The sequence below is a fragment of the Haloarcula sp. H-hyl6 genome (genome assembly GCF_056934455.1).
Genome location: NZ_JBRIIK010000001.1, coordinates 186,443 through 202,619, shown reverse-complemented (window position 1 = coordinate 202,619; position 16,177 = coordinate 186,443). Strand labels below are relative to the sequence as shown.

Here is a 16,177-nt window from a genome sequence, read left to right as displayed (position 1 = left end):
TCCGGCCCCGTCGGTCACCACGTGCCGTGGAAGGTGTCGAACTCCAGCGATTCGAGCGGTTTCTCCCCGATAGCGATTTCGTACTCGCCGGGCGTGAGCATCGGCTTCTTGAACTGCGGGCCGTCGTCGGTGGTGATGCGCGGACACCCGGTGTTGACGTAGGCGTCCATCCCGAAGTTCGTCAGACGGTCGGGCGTCACCTCGTCCATCGTGATGAGGTAGGCGTCGTCGTTGTTCTCGACTATCTCCTGTGCCTGGTCCCAGCGGCCCTGTCCGATCTTCGTGCAGAAGATGACGCCCCACGTCTCGGCGTCCATCGCCTTGTGGACCGAGGCGTACCGCTGTTTCATGAACTGCTCCGTGTCCGCGACGGTGAGGGCGTTGTTGACCGGGTCGGCGATGACGACCTTCTTGTCGGGGTGTTCCATCGCGAGTCCGAGCGGGTGGAACTTGCCGCCGCCGACGTAGAGAATCTGGTCGGCGTCGACGTCGGCGCTGGCGTAGTTACAGCCCAGAACCTGTCCCTCGTGTGTCAGGCGGTCGTCACCCTTGCGGGTGTGGACCTCGTAGCCCCGTTCTTCCAGCCACGAGCGCATCTCGTCGAACTTGTTCATGTGCTGGGCCGTCGTCACGAGGCCCACGTCGGAGTCCTCGTCGGGACTGGTCAGTTCCTCCTCGGCGGCCCGTTCCATCATCGGGAAGACGTCGACGTTCGAGAACAGCGGGACGTAGATTATCTTCTCGGACTCCTTCATCGGGGAGTGGCCGAAGTGGACGAACACGTCCGTCCGGCGCATCAGATAGGTGTCGAGGTCGCAAGCGCCGTAACACGGCTGGCCGGAAATCATCACGTTCACGTCGTCTGGAAGTTCTTCTCGCAGGTCGTCGGCGACGGCGGGGCCGCGCCGCTTCAACCCCTCGGGGAACTGTAGGCCGACCGTCTCGGCGTCGCGTTCGTCGACCGCCTCTACGATGCGGTCGAGTTCGTAATCCCACTCGCGGTCGTGCTTCAGCGAGAGGCCCGTGTTTCGGAGGTCACCCTCGGTGCGCTCTTGGCTCATTGAGACGGCTTACTTGCTCGCGGGGTAAAACCTCCGCGTTTCGACCCGCGGTTTCGGCAAGCCTATACCGCGCGAGTCCCAACCCTCGCGCGATGAGCATCGACAGCGACACCGCCGCCGACCCGACCGGCGACCGAGTGGACGAACTCGCGACGGAGTTCGGCGAGGCTATCGCCGAACTGCCCGTCTACCAGCGGTTCGTCGAGGCCAAGGCGGCCGTCGAGGACGACGAGGAAGCCCAGGAGGCCATCAAGGAGTTCGAACAGATTCGCGAGGAGTTCCAACTCGCCCGCCAGACCGGCCGCGCGAGTCAGGAGGACCTCCGCAAGTTGCAGGAGGCCCAAGAGGAACTCCACGAGATGCCCGTGATGAGCGACTACCTGCAGGCCCAGAACGAACTCGAACTGCGCCTCCAGGAACTGAACGAAATCGTCTCCGACGAACTCGCGGTCGACTTCGGCCAGAAGGCCGGCGGTTGCTGCGAAGACTGACGAGCCGGTTCCGTTTCGACACTCGACACCTTCGTTTTGACGCCGAATCACGGCATATCTAGTTACAACCCCCGAAAAGACTCCAGAAACCGTACGACGACGGCTGGCGCTGACGTTTGAGGAAACTACGCAACACGTATGTAACCGGCCGAGAGAGTCGGCTCTGTGCGCGAGTTGCTCATCAACCGGGCCTTCCTGCGACTGCTCCTCGGCCGTCTCGTCACCAACGCCGGGGACAGCATCTACTACGTCGCGGCCCTGTGGTTGGTCCACGACCTCGGCGGGTCGACGTTCTACACCGGCCTCGCGTCGTTCCTGTTGATGGTCCCCGGCCTCCTCCAGTTCCTCGTCGGTCCGCTGGTCGACGACGTCGAGGTGCGCTGGGCACTCGTCGTGACGCAGGCGATACAGGGACTGCTCGTGCTGACGATTCCGCTGGCCGCGTGGTTCGACGCTCTCACTGTGGAACTCGTCCTCGTCGTCGTTCCGCTCGCCTCGGTGGTGAATCTGGTGACCTATCCGGCCCAGTCCGCCGCGCTCCCGCGGGCGGTGGACCGGGACGACCTCTCGTCGGCCAACGCGGTGTTCAACACCGCCCACGAGGGGGTGAACATGACGTTCAACGCCGTCGGGGGCGTCCTCGTCGGGATGGCGGCCGTCGGTGCCGTCGGCGCGTTCCTCGTCGACGCGGCGACGTTCGGCGTCGCAATCCTGCTGTTCGCGGGGTTGACGCTCCCCGACCGAGATACTGGTCCGGCGACGGAACCGAGAGATTCGCCGTCCGAGGCGGCGACTGACGGCGGCAGCGACGGCCACTCGTCGGCCGACGGTGAAACCGTGCGAGCGCGGACGCGACGCTACGTGGGCGACTTCGAGGAGGGCCTCGCCTACCTCCGGGGCACCGCGTTCGTCCCCGTTCTGCTCCCGCAGGTGTTCGTCAGTTTCGCCACGGGGATGTTGCTGGCCGTCTTGCCCGCGTTCGCGGCGTTGCGGGGCGGGTCGGGCCTCTACGGCGTCCTGCTCTCGGCGCTGGCCGCCGGCGCACTCGTCGGGTCTGTCCTCTCGGCCCGCCTCGACTGGGTTCCCTACGGCTACTTCATGCTCGTGGGGACGGCCCTGACCGGGGTCGCGTGGATTGGGGCGGGACTGGTGACGTGGACGCCCGCAATCGTCGCGTTCTTCGCCCTCGCCATCGTCTACTCCGGCGGGAACAGCGTGCTCTTCGATACGCTCGTCCAGACGGTGGTGCCCGAGGACGCGGTCGGCCGGGTGACGAGTTCGACGTCCACGCTCCAGCAGGCGGCCACCCCGTTCGGGTCGCTCGTCGGTGGGGCCGCCGCGGCCGTCGTGGGTCCGGTGCCCATCGTCGTCGCCGTCGGCGTGGCGAACTTCGTCGGCACGCTGTACTTCGCGCTCTCCGATTCGCTTCGTTCGCTCCCACCCGTCGCAAGCGTCGAGTACGGCGACGAGCGTATCGAGCAGTTCCGCGACGGTCCGTAACGACTTAGCCACGCCCGCTCGCAGTCGGAACCATGACGGTCGACTCAGACTGGGACGATTGGCTCCTCCGCGCCGTCGAGGACGCAGACCCCGACGGACTGGCAATCTGGTATCTGGGCTGTAACGGCTTCATCCTGAAGACGAGCGGGGACACGACGGTGTTCATCGACCCGTACCTCGGTATCGGAGACCCGCCACGGACGGTGCGCATGGTCCCGGTGCCGTTCGAACCCGGCGAAGTGCGGGAGGCCGACGCTGTGCTCGGCACGCACGAGCACACCGACCACGTCCACGGTCCCTCGCAGGCCCCCATCCTCGCCGGCACCGGGGCGGACTACTACACGACCGACAGCGGTCACGGCGTCGTCCGGGAGGAGGCGTGGCTCGACAACTGGTCGGTCACCGACGACCAACTGCACGAGGTCGAGGAGGGTGACACGCTCGAAATCGGCGACCTGACGGTGCACGTCGAACCGGCCAACGACCCGGACGCCGAACACCCCGTCTCCTACGTCTTCGAACACGAGGCCGGGACGTTCTTCCACGGCGGCGACGCCCGACCCGGCGACTTCGAGACGGTCGGCGAACGGTACGACATCGACCTCGGCGTCCTCGCGTTCGGAACGGTCGGCATGATTCGGGACAGCGACACCGGTGAGCCGACCCGGACCAAGTGGTACAACGACGAGAACATGATCATCGAGGCCGCGAACGAACTCCAACTCGACACCCTGTTGCCGAGCCACTGGGACATGTGGAAAGGGATGACTACCGAACCGACTGTCCTCCACAACCACGCCAACAGTTTCGACTATCCGGGCGCGCTGGAAGTGGTCGAAATCGGGGACCGCGTGGACCTCTGAACCGGCCGCACTTAGTGTTACTTTATCGTCAGGTGAGATAGACGAAGTACCTTTAATACTCGCGGGGTATGGAGTACCATACATGAGCGATTCACAGTCTTACGAGGAGGTTACCGTCGCCTCGGATGGGGTGGCCGTCACCAAGCGGTTCGAGGCCGACGAGTTCCCCGTGCCCGCGATAGCGTTCAACGTCGAGTCCCGGCGGTCGGAACCCGTGACGCTCCGTCTGGTCGACTCCGTGCCGGAGGACGTCGCCGTCGAAGACCTCGGGTTCCACCCCGAGTACGGGTCGGAGTACTGGGACATCAACGAGGACCGCATCGCGTTCGAGAAGGAAATCGAACCCGACGCCGACTACACGACGGTCTACGGCATCCGGGCGACGGGAACCGAGGACGTAGAGAAGTTCCTCACGGAACCGGACATCGAGAACGTCGACCCGCCGCTCGACGACGAGACGGACATCGTCGGCAGCGGCGACGACGCGGTGAAGGACGTCATCTCGGGCAACGCCGACAGCGTCCCCGGACTGGAGGACGACGGCGGCGAGGACATCGAGACGCTGAACCTCAAAGACCCCAACGGGTCCGCCGTCCCAGCCGAGAACGGTGACGCCGAGGGTTCGGCGGGAGCGGACGGCGACGACGTCGATGTGGAGACGGGCAACGTCGTCGCGGCGATGGCCAACGAGATTCGCCAGAACAACGTCTCGGCCGACGACGTGAAACTCCTCAAGCGCGCGCTCGACGCCGTCTCTGACGAGGACGAGTCCGCGGGCGGGGTCAACGAAGCGCGCATCAAGCGCATCCAGTCCGACGTCTCGGACCTGCGCGCGTACACGGACGCGCTGGAGGAGTTCCTTGACGAGAACGGCACCGGCGACGAGATGATAGCGGACTTCCGCGAGCGCCTCGAGTCCTTCGAGAGCGAACTCGCCACCTTCGAGGACGACATCCGGAGCGCCAAATCCGCGGCGGAGACGGCCACCGACGAGGTGGCGCGACTCGACGACGAAGTCGAATCCGTGGACGAGGAACTCGACGAGATGGAGTCCCACCTCGGGGACCTCGAATCCGAAATCGAAGGCCTGCGCGAGGAGCTCGGCGAGGGCGAAATCGACGACCGCCTGTCGTCGCTAGAGAACGACGTCCAGGAGCTCGAAGAGTGGCGCGAGCAACTCTCCTCGGTCATCGGCGGCGGCAACTAATCGAACTGGTTTTATTCGTCCCGCCTGTGGGTAGGCCTAATGACGACGACCAGAGTGGCCGTTCCGAGGAAGGGACGGCCCCTCGAGGCCGTACTCGAACGGCTCGCCGCCCGGACCGGGACGACCGAGCTGGCGGACGACATCATCTCGACCCTGCGCTACGAGAAAGCCATCACCAAGGGCAACCAGCGCGCAGACCACGACATCTACCATCGACTCGCCGAGTACTCGGGGCTCGACGACCCCACCCGCCCGGAGTACTCGCTGCTCCGCGACGACCGGGACGGGATGCCCCGGCGCGTCGTCTTCGACAGCGTGACCGTCCCGACGGCCCACGGCGACGTCCAACTCATCGGGCGGGAGGAACCGTTCCGGGCGCTTCGCACCCACGAGTTCGCACTCGGGTTCGACAGCGCGGACCTGGTGTTGGAGGAAGTCGTCAAACTGCGCGACGACGCCCTGACCAGCATCGACGAGATAAACGACCGCATCGACCCCCTCGACACCGACGTCCGTGTCGTCGCCGGTCTCGGGGACACCGTCTACCACACCCTGCTGGCGACGCCTGACGTAGTCGACTCGCAGGACCGGCCGCTCGACCGCGAGTTCGTTGCGAACTACGACGGCGAGCTGTGCATCTCGCCGCGCTACGAGCGACTGGTCGAGGCCGTCCTCGGTACGGCGGCCCTCGACGACATCACGTTCACGTACCCGCAGAACGGCGAGGAGGAGGAAGCCGACATCGCGGCCACCGGTCTCGGCGTCTACCTCACCGTGACCGGGTCGACGGCCCGGGACCACGACCTCGAACTCGGCGAGCGACTGTTCCCCAGCGAGACGGTCCTCCTCGAGAACGCCAACGAACGCGACGAGACGACCGAGGACGTCGCGAGCCTGTTCTCCGAACCCGAAGAGACTGCTCTCCAGTCCGTCTGAGACCGGTCGAGTGTCGGTAAGACGTGGCTACGCGAGGACGGCACGCTCGGCTGTCGCCCGCCGTCCGGCTATCGGTGGTCGGACGCCCAGTCGAGTCCCGCGACCGCCGCGACGGCCAGGAGTACCCCCACGGTGACGGCCGCCGGCGGTACCACCGGGCCGAACAGTGAACTCACAGCCAGCACCCCGGCCCCGAGGACGACGATGACCGCGTAGTACCGGTACCACTGCCCGCCGCCGGCCCGCTCACTGTCGAGATATCGTAGGACGACGTCGCTCGCCGGGCCGAGCGCGACTGTCGCCCCCTCCCGGTCGAACTCCACGACGCCGAGGGTGTTCATCTTCGGCAGGTGGCTCTGGTGGAGCGAGACGTACACCCGTTTGCGCTGTTGCTCGGTGAGTTCCTCCGGCGTCGTGTCGTTCTCGATGGCCGCGACCTGTTCGGCCAGCGAACTGACAGACGTCGACCCGTCTGTTGACGAGAGGATTCGGAGAGCGGCACGGCGGCGGTCGTTCTTCAACACGTCGAACACCGCGCCGTCGTCCGGCGACTCCGCTGGCCGTCCGCCGTCGTGAAGGACTACCGATAGTTCTTCTTCGCCCGGTGTGGTATCGGCGTTAGACTCTCGTTCTGGTGGGTCATCTGGCTGTTTGCTCACGGTTGGGACGGTGGTGCAGGTGTGGTTGAACGCAGTTGCTCGGCGGTGTTACGTACGTTACCTGACAGTCGACGTATATAGCTCTTTCCCGTATACTTACCAGTTCCTTTCGGTCTATCGAGGGGTGTCGGCGCGTCCGGGCGGCGTTCAAACGACCGCCGTAGGCAGTAATCAACCCTGTCTCCGGGGTAACGACGCTGTAACAAATTGGTACCCGGCTATCGGTACGCCCGTGTCGTCTCTGACGACAACGAAATGAACCGCTCACCCACCAACCGCAGCGACGGATGCGATGGAACAAAACAACACACAACTCTCACGCGACCGGGTCTTCGACATCCTCAGTAGCCCTCGCCGGCGCTACGTGCTCTATTTCCTCAGGACGGAACCCAACCCGATTCAGTTGACCGACCTCGCGGAACACGTCGCGGCGTGGGAGAACGACACGACGGTCGAAGAGCTCTCGACACAGCAACGCAAGCGCGTGTACGTGTCGTTGTACCAGACGCATCTTCCCAAACTCGCCGACGCCGGCCTCGTCAACTACGACGACGAGTCGGGAGAGGTATCGATAGCGCGCAAGGCCTCCGAGATTGACCCCTACCTCGGGGACCAGCAGGAGGAACCGACGTGGTACCTCTACTATCTCGGACTCGCGGCGTTGAGTACGCTACTCATCCTCGCCTCGGCGGCCGGCCTCGGAATCGGACAGGGGGTAGTCGCGGTGCTCGTGGTCGGTGCGTTCGTCGTCCTTACTGGCATCCACGCCGTCTACAGATGGCGACAGCGCCCGCCACCGTCGGAGTTCACCGAGTGACTGCCGGCGAACCACCGAGGACTACTCCTCGTCCTCGGGGAGCAACTGCTCTGGTTTCCGCAGGTACGTCGGTGTATTCGCAAATTCGGCCATCCGTTCCAACTCTTGGTCCGTGATGTGTGTGGGCATCACACAGGGTGACACCGTGTGTCCGGGGTTAGTAATTGAGGTCATAGCTCCGGTAATGATACCTATAACTCGTTGTCAGTTTCTCCACTGAGACGACCGATACGGCCATCCGAGACCGCGAGACGGCGCTCACTCCGGTCGCAGATACAGACAGCATAACAATACGTGGGTCGGACCCAGCGGCGTGCGTGAGACAGACCAACGCAGTCACACGGAGGGGTGTGTAGCCGATGTGGCCGTGGGAGCATCTCGCCGTCGGATACCTCGTCTACTCGCTACTCCGGCGGGCCACGGGCCGGCCCCGACCACGGGGGCTCGAAGTGCTCGCCGTGGCCGTCGGCTCGCAGTTTCCGGACCTCGTGGACAAGCCCCTCGGGTGGGGGACGACACTCTTACCCTCCGGAACGTCGCTGGCGCACTCGTTGCTGTTCGCGGTCCCGCTGTCGGTACTAATCCTCGTCGTCGCGGACCGCTATCGCCGCTCCTCGCTCGGAGTCGCGTTCTCGACGGCGTACCTCGCACATATCCCCGGTGACGTGTTCTACCCGCTGGTGTTGGGCGACGAACTGCGGGTCGGGTTCCTACTGTGGCCCATCGTCCCGGTCGAACCGGACCCGCCGACGAACGTCTTCGCCCGCGTCGGCGAACTGTTCACCGCGTTCGTCGACGCCGTCGGGACGTCGGCCGGCGTTCGGTTCCTGTTCGTCGAGGCGACGCTTCTCGGTGTGACGCTCCTGCTCTGGCACGCCGACGGACTTCCGGGGGTGGAACTGCTCCGACGTCCGGCGTCCGACCGGTGAGAGTCCCTGTGCCGTAACGACGTAGGGCCTCCCGAATTTGGAAAACGTCTGACAAAGACTTTAATAACTGGATATCTATAATCTGACTGAATAGATGGCACGGGACCAATTCTGCCGTTCGAGGGGTCTGACGGGGGAAGAAGGGGGACAGAAGTCGGGTCGGCGCGTCGGCGACCGACCGCCGTACGACCCGGAGACAGACACCTACACCGCGGCGTTTTCGACGAGCGAACAGTCGGCGAGCATCGCGGTGATGGAGGTCGTGGCCGACATCCGCTACCGGTCGACGGCGGAGTTGGACCCGCTCTACCACTCCATCGACACCGACGCACTCGACGCCGTGGTCGCGTCCGGCGAACCCTCGCTGGTCGTCCAGTTCACGCTCGACGGGTTCGATGTCGCCGTCACCGGTGGCGGTAGAATCGAGGTAACGCCGCCGGAGTCCCCACGGCGAGACGCCGACCGGTAGTCGAAAATCGGACCGCTGCCTACGTCCGACGCCTGTAACCGAGGAGTAGCGCCGTCGAGACCGCGAGCAGCGCCACGACGACGCCGAACCCTGCGCCGCCACCGCCGGTCGTCTCGGCGGTGTCGGTGGACGCCCCGGAACTCGCGTCTTCGTTCTCCGCCGTGGTCGCCGCTTCCACGGAGAGCGTGCCGACCGACGTTCCCGCCACGCCGACGTCGTGGGTACCGACCGACGGTGAGATAGCCGCCGAGACAGTCCGTTCGCCGTGTGCCGGCAGGGTCAGCGAGCGTTCCGTCACCGTCTGGCCGTCGACCGTAATCGGCACCGTCCGCTCGACAGCGGCGGACCCGTCGTTGCGCAGGGTCGCCGTCACGGTCACGGTCTCCGACTCGGTGATACTGCTCGCCGCGAGAGCGCCGTCGACGCTGACCGGGTCGACCGTCCCGACCGCGATGGTCGAGAACTGCGTCGTCTCCGCCCGGTAGGTCACGGCGTCCTCGCTCGACCCGACTCGCGTGGTCCGTAGCGGGGTCCACGTCCCCGCGGCCTCGTCGTAGCGGTAGAGGACGACGTTCGCCTCGGCCATGTCACCCAGAGCGGCCCGGTCGACGGCCACCGTTACGGTCCCGTTCTGGATGGGAGCGTCCGCCATCGTCCCGTTGGTCTCCATCGAGGGCGAGAGCGCGTAGCCGTGGTCGAGGGACAGGCCGTCGGCGGGTGGGCCGCCGCCCGTGAGGTTCCGGGTCCGAACCGCTTCGAGCCACATGGTCCCGGACCCGCCCGCGTCGACGGTCACCGACCGGAGCGTCGCGGCCGACCGCGGCATGTCGAAGGTGAACGACACCCGGTCACCGGTCGTGGTGTTCGGTTCGACCCCGAACTGGGTGTCGTCGTTGATGGCGACGGTGTTGCCCTCGGGCGCGACTGGCGGCACGACGGTCAGCGTCTCGGTGGTCCCGTCGCCCAATGCCACGCTGAACTGGCCGGTCCGGTTGGGCATCATAGTGGCCGTGAGCGTTCGCATTCGGTAGGGTTCGACCGCACCGCTGAGACGCGCCGCCTCCTCGCCGTCGACCACGACGGGGCGGTCGAACGTCCCGGTCAGGTCCCCGTAGTTGCTGACCGTGGCCGTGTACTCGACTGGCGTGCCGAGCGCCACCGTCGTCCGGTTGAGGCCGCCGTCGGTGACGCGGAGCGCGGACGACGCCGGGCCGGTCTGTCCGTGCCCGGTCCCGGCGTGGTGGCCATCTCCGCCCGTCTCGCCATCGTCTGTCTCGTTCTGGCTCGTGTCGTTCGTCTCGGTCTCGTTCGTCACCTCCGTCGCGGTCAACTCGTAGGAGAACTCACCGTCCGCGTCGCCGGTGGCGACGATGACAGTGTGCGGCAAGTCCTGTCCGAGCGTGTACCGGATAGAGACGTCTTGTCCTCCGTACGGAGCGACCTCCTCCGCGACCAGCCGGTTGTTCGGCGGGATGAGGTACAGCGCGGAGTCCGAGGACGTCGTGAGGCGGAGTTCGACCTCCTGACCAACCTCTCCGACCAACTTCACTTCCTCGTAGCGGCCGTTGTACTCACGGCTCTCGGGGTTCGTCTCGTCGACGGTGCCGACCACCGTCTCTCCGACGGATATCTCGGGCGTCTCGCTCGCCGCTCGCCGGTCCAGCGAGAGGAGGTACTGGAAGCTGTCCTCCGGGAAGTGGCTCGTCACCTGGATGGTGTAGGTGCCGTCGGAGGGGAGGCGATACAGTATCTGTGAGTTGTTCCCGGTCCCGCCGTCCTCGTTGTGTGCTAGCCGTTCGCCGTCGGGGCCGACGAGGACCAACGAGGTGTCGGTGGCGGCGAAGACGCGGATGTCGACCACGTCGCCCGCGTTCCCCTCGAAGGAGACGGGTTCGTAGTACCAGTCGCCGATGTGACCGTTCTCTGTCGGATTCGACCGTATCGGGTCGACGCTATCGACTGCGCCCGACACCGTCTCGCCGTACGCAATCTCGCGGGTATCGTCGGTCGCCGGGGCCGAAGCGACCACGCCCACCCCGGCTATCGGACCCCCGACGGCGACGAGGATGGCCACCGCGACGGCGGCCAGACGCACTCCCCGTCGGCGTCGACGGTCCGAGTTACGCTGAGTCTGTTCGGACATCACGGCGAGAGGAGACGATACGTAGGTATAGTTACCCGCTCTGTACGGGTCCCTGCGGGTTCGAGCGGGGACTTCAGCCCGTGCCGTCCCCGACTTCGCCCATAGGACCGGATTTATCCCGGTAAGCGGTTCCATACCCGCCGAGAGCGGGTGGTTATCCGGTCCGTTACGATAGTGCGTGGACCGGTGGTCTCACAGGTGACGTCCGACATCACCGCCGAGGTGGACCTCGGGAGCGAGACGACGCTGGGATACGACTACCTACTCTGGGGCGTCGTCGTCGTCGCCTCGGCGGCCGACGTGTTGCTGACGCTCGTGGGCGTCTCGCTGTGTTTCAGCGAGGCGAATCCCGTCGCGCGCGCGGCCCTCGACGCGGCCGGTGGTCTCGGACTGCTGACGCTGAAATTGCTGGCCCTCGGTGCCCTCTTCGTCGTCTATCGGTGGGTGAGTCCGAAGTACAAGCGAGTCGCCCTCGGCGCGTTCTCGCTCCCGCAACTGTTCGCTGTCGGGCACAACAGCGTCTTACTCGTGAAGTACGCCCCCGCCTGCGTCTGAGTCGGGTCTACTCGTCCGCGAGAACTCGGGAGAGGCGTGCCGACTCGGGCGCGGCTTCGAGAAACGAGAGGGCATCGTCTATCGTGTAGGCCACGCCGTCGTGGAGGCACGGGAAGACAGCGACCAGGCCCGTCTCGTCGTAGAAGGCGAGACAGCGGCAGGGCGGGACGATGCGCCGGAACGTCTCGTCGGCGAGGCTGGAGGAGACCTTCGAGATGCGGAAGAACGGTGAGATAGAGACGTCTTGCTTGGCCGCCAGCGCGTAGAACTCGCCGATGGTCGAGACGATTCGCTTCCCGCTACCCACGTGTGCGAGCGCGCTCCCGGTGCAGATGCTGTCCCCCCAGACGAGGAGGTCGACGTCGTCGAGCACCCCGTCGTCGACCAGCCGTTCGACCCGTTCGACGAGTTCGTCCTGTTGTCGTTTCCCGCCGACCGGGGCCAGCGAGTGGACGAACACCTCGGCTCTGAGAGGACTCCCTGTGGATTGCAGTAACTCTTCGAGGGCGGCGTCGTGCTCTCTTGAACTCATGTATATCACCTACCGATGGCCGGAGTGAGGTATTAAAAGGCAAGGACCTTTTCGACACATAAGACCGCCTTACAGAATCTCTCCGTCCAATTATGGGCCGATAAGACGCATCTGGGGAGAGCGGACAGCACAGTCGGGACGACGACGCCCGCCGTCTCGTGTGGCCTGAGTGGGGGTGGGGTGGGTGAGTTGGCAAGGGATGGACCGGTGTGGCCAGTACGTGCAGGTGTTCGCTCTCCCCGGTTCGGGAGTCGGTGGGCGTCTGTATTGTTATTACTTGGTTAGAACCGGTAGGGAGTGCGGTTCGTGCCCACTGTCGTACCCACGAACGACCGTCATTCACCGGTTATCGCGTCTGCGAACGGGTGAAGGAAGCGTATAACTACTGTACTGACAACGAGTTGACTCGATGTGATGTTCGCACCCAAACGGTTCCTGCTAGTTGGCATAGTCATCCTCTCGGTGGGCCTCGCGTACCGGACGTTGCGGTCCGGGGACGACGAGTGATGCGCGCCGTCGTCGCTCGCCCGCCGACCGCCCACTCGTCGCACAGCCATGCCGAGTGACGCCGACGGTCCCTCACCCTTGGCCGACGAGGAGAGCGAGACGGGGCTCCTGCCCGACGCGGACTGCATCGAACTGCTCGCGTCGAACCGGCGGCGCACCCTCCTTCGGATTCTCGTCGACGCCGAGGACCCCGACCACTCGCTGACGGAACTCGCCGCCGTCGTCGCACAGACCGAACAGGGGACTGACCTCGGTAACGTCTCGACCCATCGGGTCGGGGTCTCCCTCCACCACGTGCACCTGCCGAAACTCGACGACTTCGACGTGGTGGAGTACGACCCCCGGACCAACGAGGTCACCTACCTCGGGGACGGCCGCATCGAGACGTGGCTGGAGTCGATGGCCGAGGAGTGACGCACTTCTCGGCTCACTTGAGACGACGGTAGAGCCGCGCCATCGTGCCGAACCCGGTGGCACTCCGCTCCAGCGAGTGGTACCTCGTCAGCGTCGGCGCGAACTTCGATTTGTACCGCGAGAGGCGGGGATTGTTCGCGCCCACGAGGTCGTACGCCTCCACGCCGCGGTGGGCGGCGTCGCGGATGATGTGCCAGTGCAGGAGGTCGTTGATGTCGTACTCCGTCTCGGGCTTGACCGTCCCCTGCCAGCCGTAGGCTCGCCGGCCGTCGTCGAGGACGAGGCTCCCGCCGGCGAAGACGCCGTCCACCGTGCAGACGTACGGGCGGAGGTAGCCCGCCGGGAGTGCCTCGTAGAGGTCGTCGACGAGGCCGACGGTCACCGGGAACCGGATGTCCTGCTCCGCGTGTCGGTTGTGGACCTGCGTGATGATACTCCGGGCCGCCGCCTGTCCGGACTCGGTGACCTCGCAGGCCTCCTCGGCCTCGCGGACGTTCGACCGGGCGTCACGGCTGAACCGGTCGAACAGTTCGTCGGGACCGGCCCGGAGGTCCACCACGTAGGTGAACCGCGGCGTCTCCTCGAACATCTCCCAGTCGAACGGGCGGGTGTCGGGCGTCGTGATGGACGTGCGGACGTGGACGTACCGCGGGTTGTGCGTCCGATCCAGCCAGTCGATGCAACGCTCCACGAACCGTCGTCGCCGCCGTTCGACGGAGTTCGACTTCATGGCCGGGTTCTTCAGGACGACCGGACCGAGGTAGCTCACTTTGAGGTCCGGCGGCGGCGAGAACGCGGTCGTTATCGGCCCCTTCTGGAGGGTGTACAGCGGGAACAGACCGACCGGTTCCTGCCCTTTGTACCCTATCAGCGGGTGGAGCGTCGCTCCCCCGTGGTCGGCGAACACTTCGAGCGCTTCGAAGCGGTGGAACGGGGTTCGTTCGTCCGTCCGTTCGAGCGCGTCGTTCCACTCGTCGGCTTCGCTCGCCGAGAGTTCGGTTATCTCCAGACTCATGCATCCGTCCCTCGCCGTGTACCCCGTGTTCGGAGCCCCGTAGACGCCAACATCGCTCGATTCGTAGTGCCGGCCCCGGGGGGTAAGTTATAGTCAGCCTACCCGCACGTAGACCGGGACCGCCAGAGCGCGGGGAACGACGTCGTCGCGGCGGTACGGACGCCATAACAAAGCGACGTAGCCGGATAGCCCGTAACCGAACAATGTCTGTGGCTAGCGTGCGGGGTAGTTGTGAGTCGAGGACGGACCGGGGGAGGACCGAGGCGTGAGTGTCACCGAAACCGCACGACGCCTCGCGGAGTCGACGCTCGAGGTGCTTCCGATAGACCTCGTCGTTCTGCTGGCGTACGTCGTCTTCGCCACCGCGGCGGTGACTATCAGCGTCGGCGGCACGGTGTTCCACTTTCTGGTCGGGTCGGCGCTCGTGTTCTTCGCGCCGGGGTACGCTCTCGTCTCCGCCCTGTTTCCGGGGCGCCCGAAGAACCGAGACGCCGGGGAGGGGGCTATCGGCCTCTCGCTCACGGCAGCCCACGACGGCGTGTTGGCACGGGAACGGCTTGCGCTGGCGTTCGGCGTGAGCGTGACGTTGATTCCGTTGGTCGCCGTCACTCTCGGGGCGTTCGGCGTCCGACTGACGACCGAGTCGGTCCTCGCGGCCGTGTGGGCCGTCGTCGTCTTCGGCGTCGTCGTCGGGTCGATTCGTCGGCTCTCGCTCCCCGCCCACGAGCGGTTCGACCCGTTGGCTGTCGCCCAGCAGACGGGGACCGAGCGGTTCTTCGGCGGCGACGCCGTAACGACGGCGCTGACCCTCGGGCTCTGCATCGCCGTCGTCGCCGCCTTCGGGTCGCTCACCGTCGCGCTGGCCGGTCCATCCCAGTCGATGTCGTACACCAGCACCTCCCTGTTGACGGAATCGCCCGGCGGTGAGCCGATTGCTGGCGGCTATCCCACGAACGGGACGGTCGGCGACCCCATCCCCCTGGTCGTGGAGGTGACCAACCACCACGACAACGCGTCCGACTACACTGTCGTCGCCAAGATTCAGCGGGTGGACGGCGGGACTGTGCTGGCGAGCGACCAACTCCTCCGGGAGTCCCGACGCGTCGGCGTCGACGAGACGTGGACGTACGACCACACGGTCACGCCGACGATGGCGGGGCAGGACCTCCGCCTCGTCTACTACGTCGTCCGCGGCCCGGTTCCGGAGACGGTGGACGAGGGCACGGCCGACAAGGTGCTGTACCTCCGCATCGACGTCTCGCCCCGGTAAACCACACTACCCTATCCTACTCGCACACCCTCTCCTAGTCGCTCACACCTGACGCCGTTCGCTCCGTGAGAGGAGCGGCCTCTTGCTTCCACGACGCGCTTCGCAGATACGGACGTATCCACAGGGAACTCAGTCCGCGCACAGCCGTTCCTTTTCGAGTGTCCCGCTCCGAATCTCGTAGACCACGAGAGAGGCCGTTCGATGACGCACTCGGTCCCTGTCCGCCTCGGACCCACAGGCAGGACAGTGAACACGTCGGACCGAACCACACGCCCCACCGCTCTCCTCGTGGGGACTGTGGATTCACGCACGGGGACAATCGCCACGGTGAGCACTGCTGTTGCCAGAGGTGCGGATACGGAGTGAACACGGACGACGCCGCAGTGAAGAACATCGGCGGGCGGTACGCTCGGAAGCGACGACCAGACTCCGTTCCTCGTCCGCAGAGACGCGCCCGTAGACGTGCGTGTACACGGTGGGACGGTGAACTGCGAGAGTCACCAGCCCCTTGCTGACTGATTGCTGGGAGTCAACGTCGACGTCCTCCTTTCGACGAGCGGACCCGTACGAGGTGAGCGAAGTAGGGGAGGGTTTAGGGTTCCATCGAACAGTTCGCGAGGTGGTTGGTTTCAGGCCTGTTGGGGTGAACTACCTGCTCAGTGGGCGTGCGAACAGAACGAATCCGACACAAAGAACTTAACACACATCTATCAATTGCCGGTATGTTCGACTACTCTCGGCGCCAGTTTATTCGTACTCTGCTGGCTCTATTACTGTCTCTTGCCGGCTGTTCATCTTCTGAGCAGAAT

Annotated in this window: 16 protein-coding genes and 1 pseudogene; 12 read left to right on the top strand and 5 right to left on the bottom strand. The window is 65.4% G+C overall.

Annotated features, from left to right (window positions below; all coding sequences use genetic code 11):
• Positions 1-14 precede the first annotated feature (14 nt).
• Entirely contained in the window at positions 15-1,061 is a 1,047-nt protein-coding gene (gene dph2, locus Hhyl6_RS00930) for a diphthamide biosynthesis enzyme Dph2 (RefSeq protein ID WP_483737341.1), read from the bottom strand.
• 92 nt (positions 1,062-1,153) lie between these two features.
• Here dph2 and Hhyl6_RS00925 point away from each other — a divergent pair, with 92 nt between their 5' ends.
• From Hhyl6_RS00925 to Hhyl6_RS00905, 5 genes are all read left to right on the top strand, one after another.
• Complete coding sequence (locus Hhyl6_RS00925; protein ID WP_483737340.1) at positions 1,154-1,552, top strand: YlbF/YmcA family competence regulator; 399 nt, start codon at positions 1,154-1,156, stop codon at positions 1,550-1,552.
• Between the two features lie 165 nt (positions 1,553-1,717).
• Positions 1,718-3,052 (top strand): MFS transporter, encoded by a 1,335-nt coding sequence (locus Hhyl6_RS00920; RefSeq protein WP_483737339.1) that lies wholly within the window; start codon positions 1,718-1,720, stop codon positions 3,050-3,052.
• 32 nt (positions 3,053-3,084) lie between these two features.
• On the top strand, positions 3,085-3,915 hold the full coding sequence (locus Hhyl6_RS00915) for an MBL fold metallo-hydrolase (RefSeq protein ID WP_483737338.1): 831 nt from the start codon (positions 3,085-3,087) through the stop codon (positions 3,913-3,915).
• A gap of 82 nt (positions 3,916-3,997) precedes the next feature.
• Positions 3,998-5,122, top strand: coding sequence for a zinc ribbon domain-containing protein (locus tag Hhyl6_RS00910; protein ID WP_483737337.1), 1,125 nt, complete (start codon positions 3,998-4,000; stop codon positions 5,120-5,122).
• Between the two features lie 39 nt (positions 5,123-5,161).
• Positions 5,162-6,058, top strand: a complete 897-nt coding sequence (locus Hhyl6_RS00905) for a phosphoribosyltransferase HisG-related protein (protein WP_483737336.1) — start codon at positions 5,162-5,164, stop codon at positions 6,056-6,058.
• Between the two features lie 68 nt (positions 6,059-6,126).
• Here Hhyl6_RS00905 and Hhyl6_RS00900 read toward each other — a convergent pair whose 3' ends face one another.
• A complete protein-coding gene (locus Hhyl6_RS00900) occupies positions 6,127-6,717 on the bottom strand; it encodes a DUF7344 domain-containing protein (RefSeq protein ID WP_483737335.1) in 591 nt (196 codons plus the stop codon).
• Positions 6,718-7,009: 292 nt separating this feature from the next.
• Between Hhyl6_RS00900 and Hhyl6_RS00895 the strand changes: the two genes are divergently transcribed.
• The 3 genes from Hhyl6_RS00895 (at position 7,010) to Hhyl6_RS00885 (ending at position 8,932) form a co-directional block, all read left to right on the top strand.
• Positions 7,010-7,534, top strand: a complete 525-nt coding sequence (locus tag Hhyl6_RS00895; protein ID WP_483737334.1) for a DUF7344 domain-containing protein — start codon at positions 7,010-7,012, stop codon at positions 7,532-7,534.
• Between the two features lie 359 nt (positions 7,535-7,893).
• Complete coding sequence (locus tag Hhyl6_RS00890; protein ID WP_483737333.1) at positions 7,894-8,463, top strand: metal-dependent hydrolase; 570 nt, start codon at positions 7,894-7,896, stop codon at positions 8,461-8,463.
• Between the two features lie 94 nt (positions 8,464-8,557).
• On the top strand, positions 8,558-8,932 hold the full coding sequence (locus Hhyl6_RS00885; protein WP_483737332.1) for a HalOD1 output domain-containing protein: 375 nt from the start codon (positions 8,558-8,560) through the stop codon (positions 8,930-8,932).
• A gap of 19 nt (positions 8,933-8,951) precedes the next feature.
• On the opposite strand, the gene Hhyl6_RS00880 is transcribed toward Hhyl6_RS00885, so the two are convergent.
• Positions 8,952-11,075, bottom strand: coding sequence for a pre-peptidase C-terminal domain-containing protein (locus tag Hhyl6_RS00880; RefSeq protein WP_483737331.1), 2,124 nt, complete (start codon positions 11,073-11,075; stop codon positions 8,952-8,954).
• A 198-nt stretch (positions 11,076-11,273) separates the two neighbouring features.
• Here Hhyl6_RS00880 and Hhyl6_RS00875 point away from each other — a divergent pair, with 198 nt between their 5' ends.
• The gene (locus Hhyl6_RS00875; protein WP_483737330.1) at positions 11,274-11,630 is read left to right on the top strand and encodes a DUF5658 family protein; all 357 of its coding nucleotides are present in this window, start codon (positions 11,274-11,276) and stop codon (positions 11,628-11,630) included.
• A 7-nt stretch (positions 11,631-11,637) separates the two neighbouring features.
• Here Hhyl6_RS00875 and Hhyl6_RS00870 read toward each other — a convergent pair whose 3' ends face one another.
• On the bottom strand, positions 11,638-12,162 hold the full coding sequence (locus Hhyl6_RS00870; protein ID WP_483737329.1) for an HTH domain-containing protein: 525 nt from the start codon (positions 12,160-12,162) through the stop codon (positions 11,638-11,640).
• A gap of 555 nt (positions 12,163-12,717) precedes the next feature.
• Here Hhyl6_RS00870 and Hhyl6_RS00865 point away from each other — a divergent pair.
• Positions 12,718-13,083: a DUF7344 domain-containing protein gene (locus Hhyl6_RS00865; RefSeq protein WP_483737328.1), complete on the top strand. Its 366-nt coding sequence runs from the start codon at positions 12,718-12,720 to the stop codon at positions 13,081-13,083.
• A gap of 13 nt (positions 13,084-13,096) precedes the next feature.
• Here the strand turns inward: Hhyl6_RS00865 and Hhyl6_RS00860 are convergent, their stop codons facing one another.
• Positions 13,097-14,098 (bottom strand): GNAT family N-acetyltransferase, encoded by a 1,002-nt coding sequence (locus Hhyl6_RS00860; RefSeq protein WP_483737327.1) that lies wholly within the window; start codon positions 14,096-14,098, stop codon positions 13,097-13,099.
• Positions 14,099-14,363: 265 nt separating this feature from the next.
• Here Hhyl6_RS00860 and Hhyl6_RS00855 point away from each other — a divergent pair, with 265 nt between their 5' ends.
• Both Hhyl6_RS00855 and Hhyl6_RS00850 read left to right on the top strand, forming a co-directional pair.
• Positions 14,364-15,368, top strand: a complete 1,005-nt coding sequence (locus tag Hhyl6_RS00855) for a DUF1616 domain-containing protein (RefSeq protein ID WP_483737326.1) — start codon at positions 14,364-14,366, stop codon at positions 15,366-15,368.
• A gap of 248 nt (positions 15,369-15,616) precedes the next feature.
• Positions 15,617-15,887 (top strand): annotated as a pseudogene (locus tag Hhyl6_RS00850) (RNA-guided endonuclease InsQ/TnpB family protein); the annotation flags it as partial.
• Between the last annotated feature and the right edge of the window lie 290 nt (positions 15,888-16,177).

Excerpts from the sequence above, each read along its gene's own strand:
- Hhyl6_RS00880 (WP_483737331.1), bottom strand. The coding sequence starts at position 11,075 with ATGTCCGAACAGACTCAGCGTAACTCGGACCGTCGACGCCGACGGGGA.
- Hhyl6_RS00925 (WP_483737340.1), top strand. The coding sequence starts at position 1,154 with ATGAGCATCGACAGCGACACCGCCGCCGACCCGACCGGCGACCGAGTG.
- Hhyl6_RS00885 (WP_483737332.1), top strand. The coding sequence starts at position 8,558 with ATGGCACGGGACCAATTCTGCCGTTCGAGGGGTCTGACGGGGGAAGAA.
- Hhyl6_RS00890 (WP_483737333.1), top strand. The coding sequence starts at position 7,894 with ATGTGGCCGTGGGAGCATCTCGCCGTCGGATACCTCGTCTACTCGCTA.
- Hhyl6_RS00915 (WP_483737338.1), top strand. The coding sequence starts at position 3,085 with ATGACGGTCGACTCAGACTGGGACGATTGGCTCCTCCGCGCCGTCGAG.
- dph2 (WP_483737341.1), bottom strand. The coding sequence starts at position 1,061 with ATGAGCCAAGAGCGCACCGAGGGTGACCTCCGAAACACGGGCCTCTCG.
- Hhyl6_RS00905 (WP_483737336.1), top strand. The coding sequence starts at position 5,162 with ATGACGACGACCAGAGTGGCCGTTCCGAGGAAGGGACGGCCCCTCGAG.
- Hhyl6_RS00865 (WP_483737328.1), top strand. The coding sequence starts at position 12,718 with ATGCCGAGTGACGCCGACGGTCCCTCACCCTTGGCCGACGAGGAGAGC.
- Hhyl6_RS00895 (WP_483737334.1), top strand. The coding sequence starts at position 7,010 with ATGGAACAAAACAACACACAACTCTCACGCGACCGGGTCTTCGACATC.
- Hhyl6_RS00860 (WP_483737327.1), bottom strand. The coding sequence starts at position 14,098 with ATGAGTCTGGAGATAACCGAACTCTCGGCGAGCGAAGCCGACGAGTGG.
- Hhyl6_RS00870 (WP_483737329.1), bottom strand. The coding sequence starts at position 12,162 with ATGAGTTCAAGAGAGCACGACGCCGCCCTCGAAGAGTTACTGCAATCC.
- Hhyl6_RS00910 (WP_483737337.1), top strand. The coding sequence starts at position 3,998 with ATGAGCGATTCACAGTCTTACGAGGAGGTTACCGTCGCCTCGGATGGG.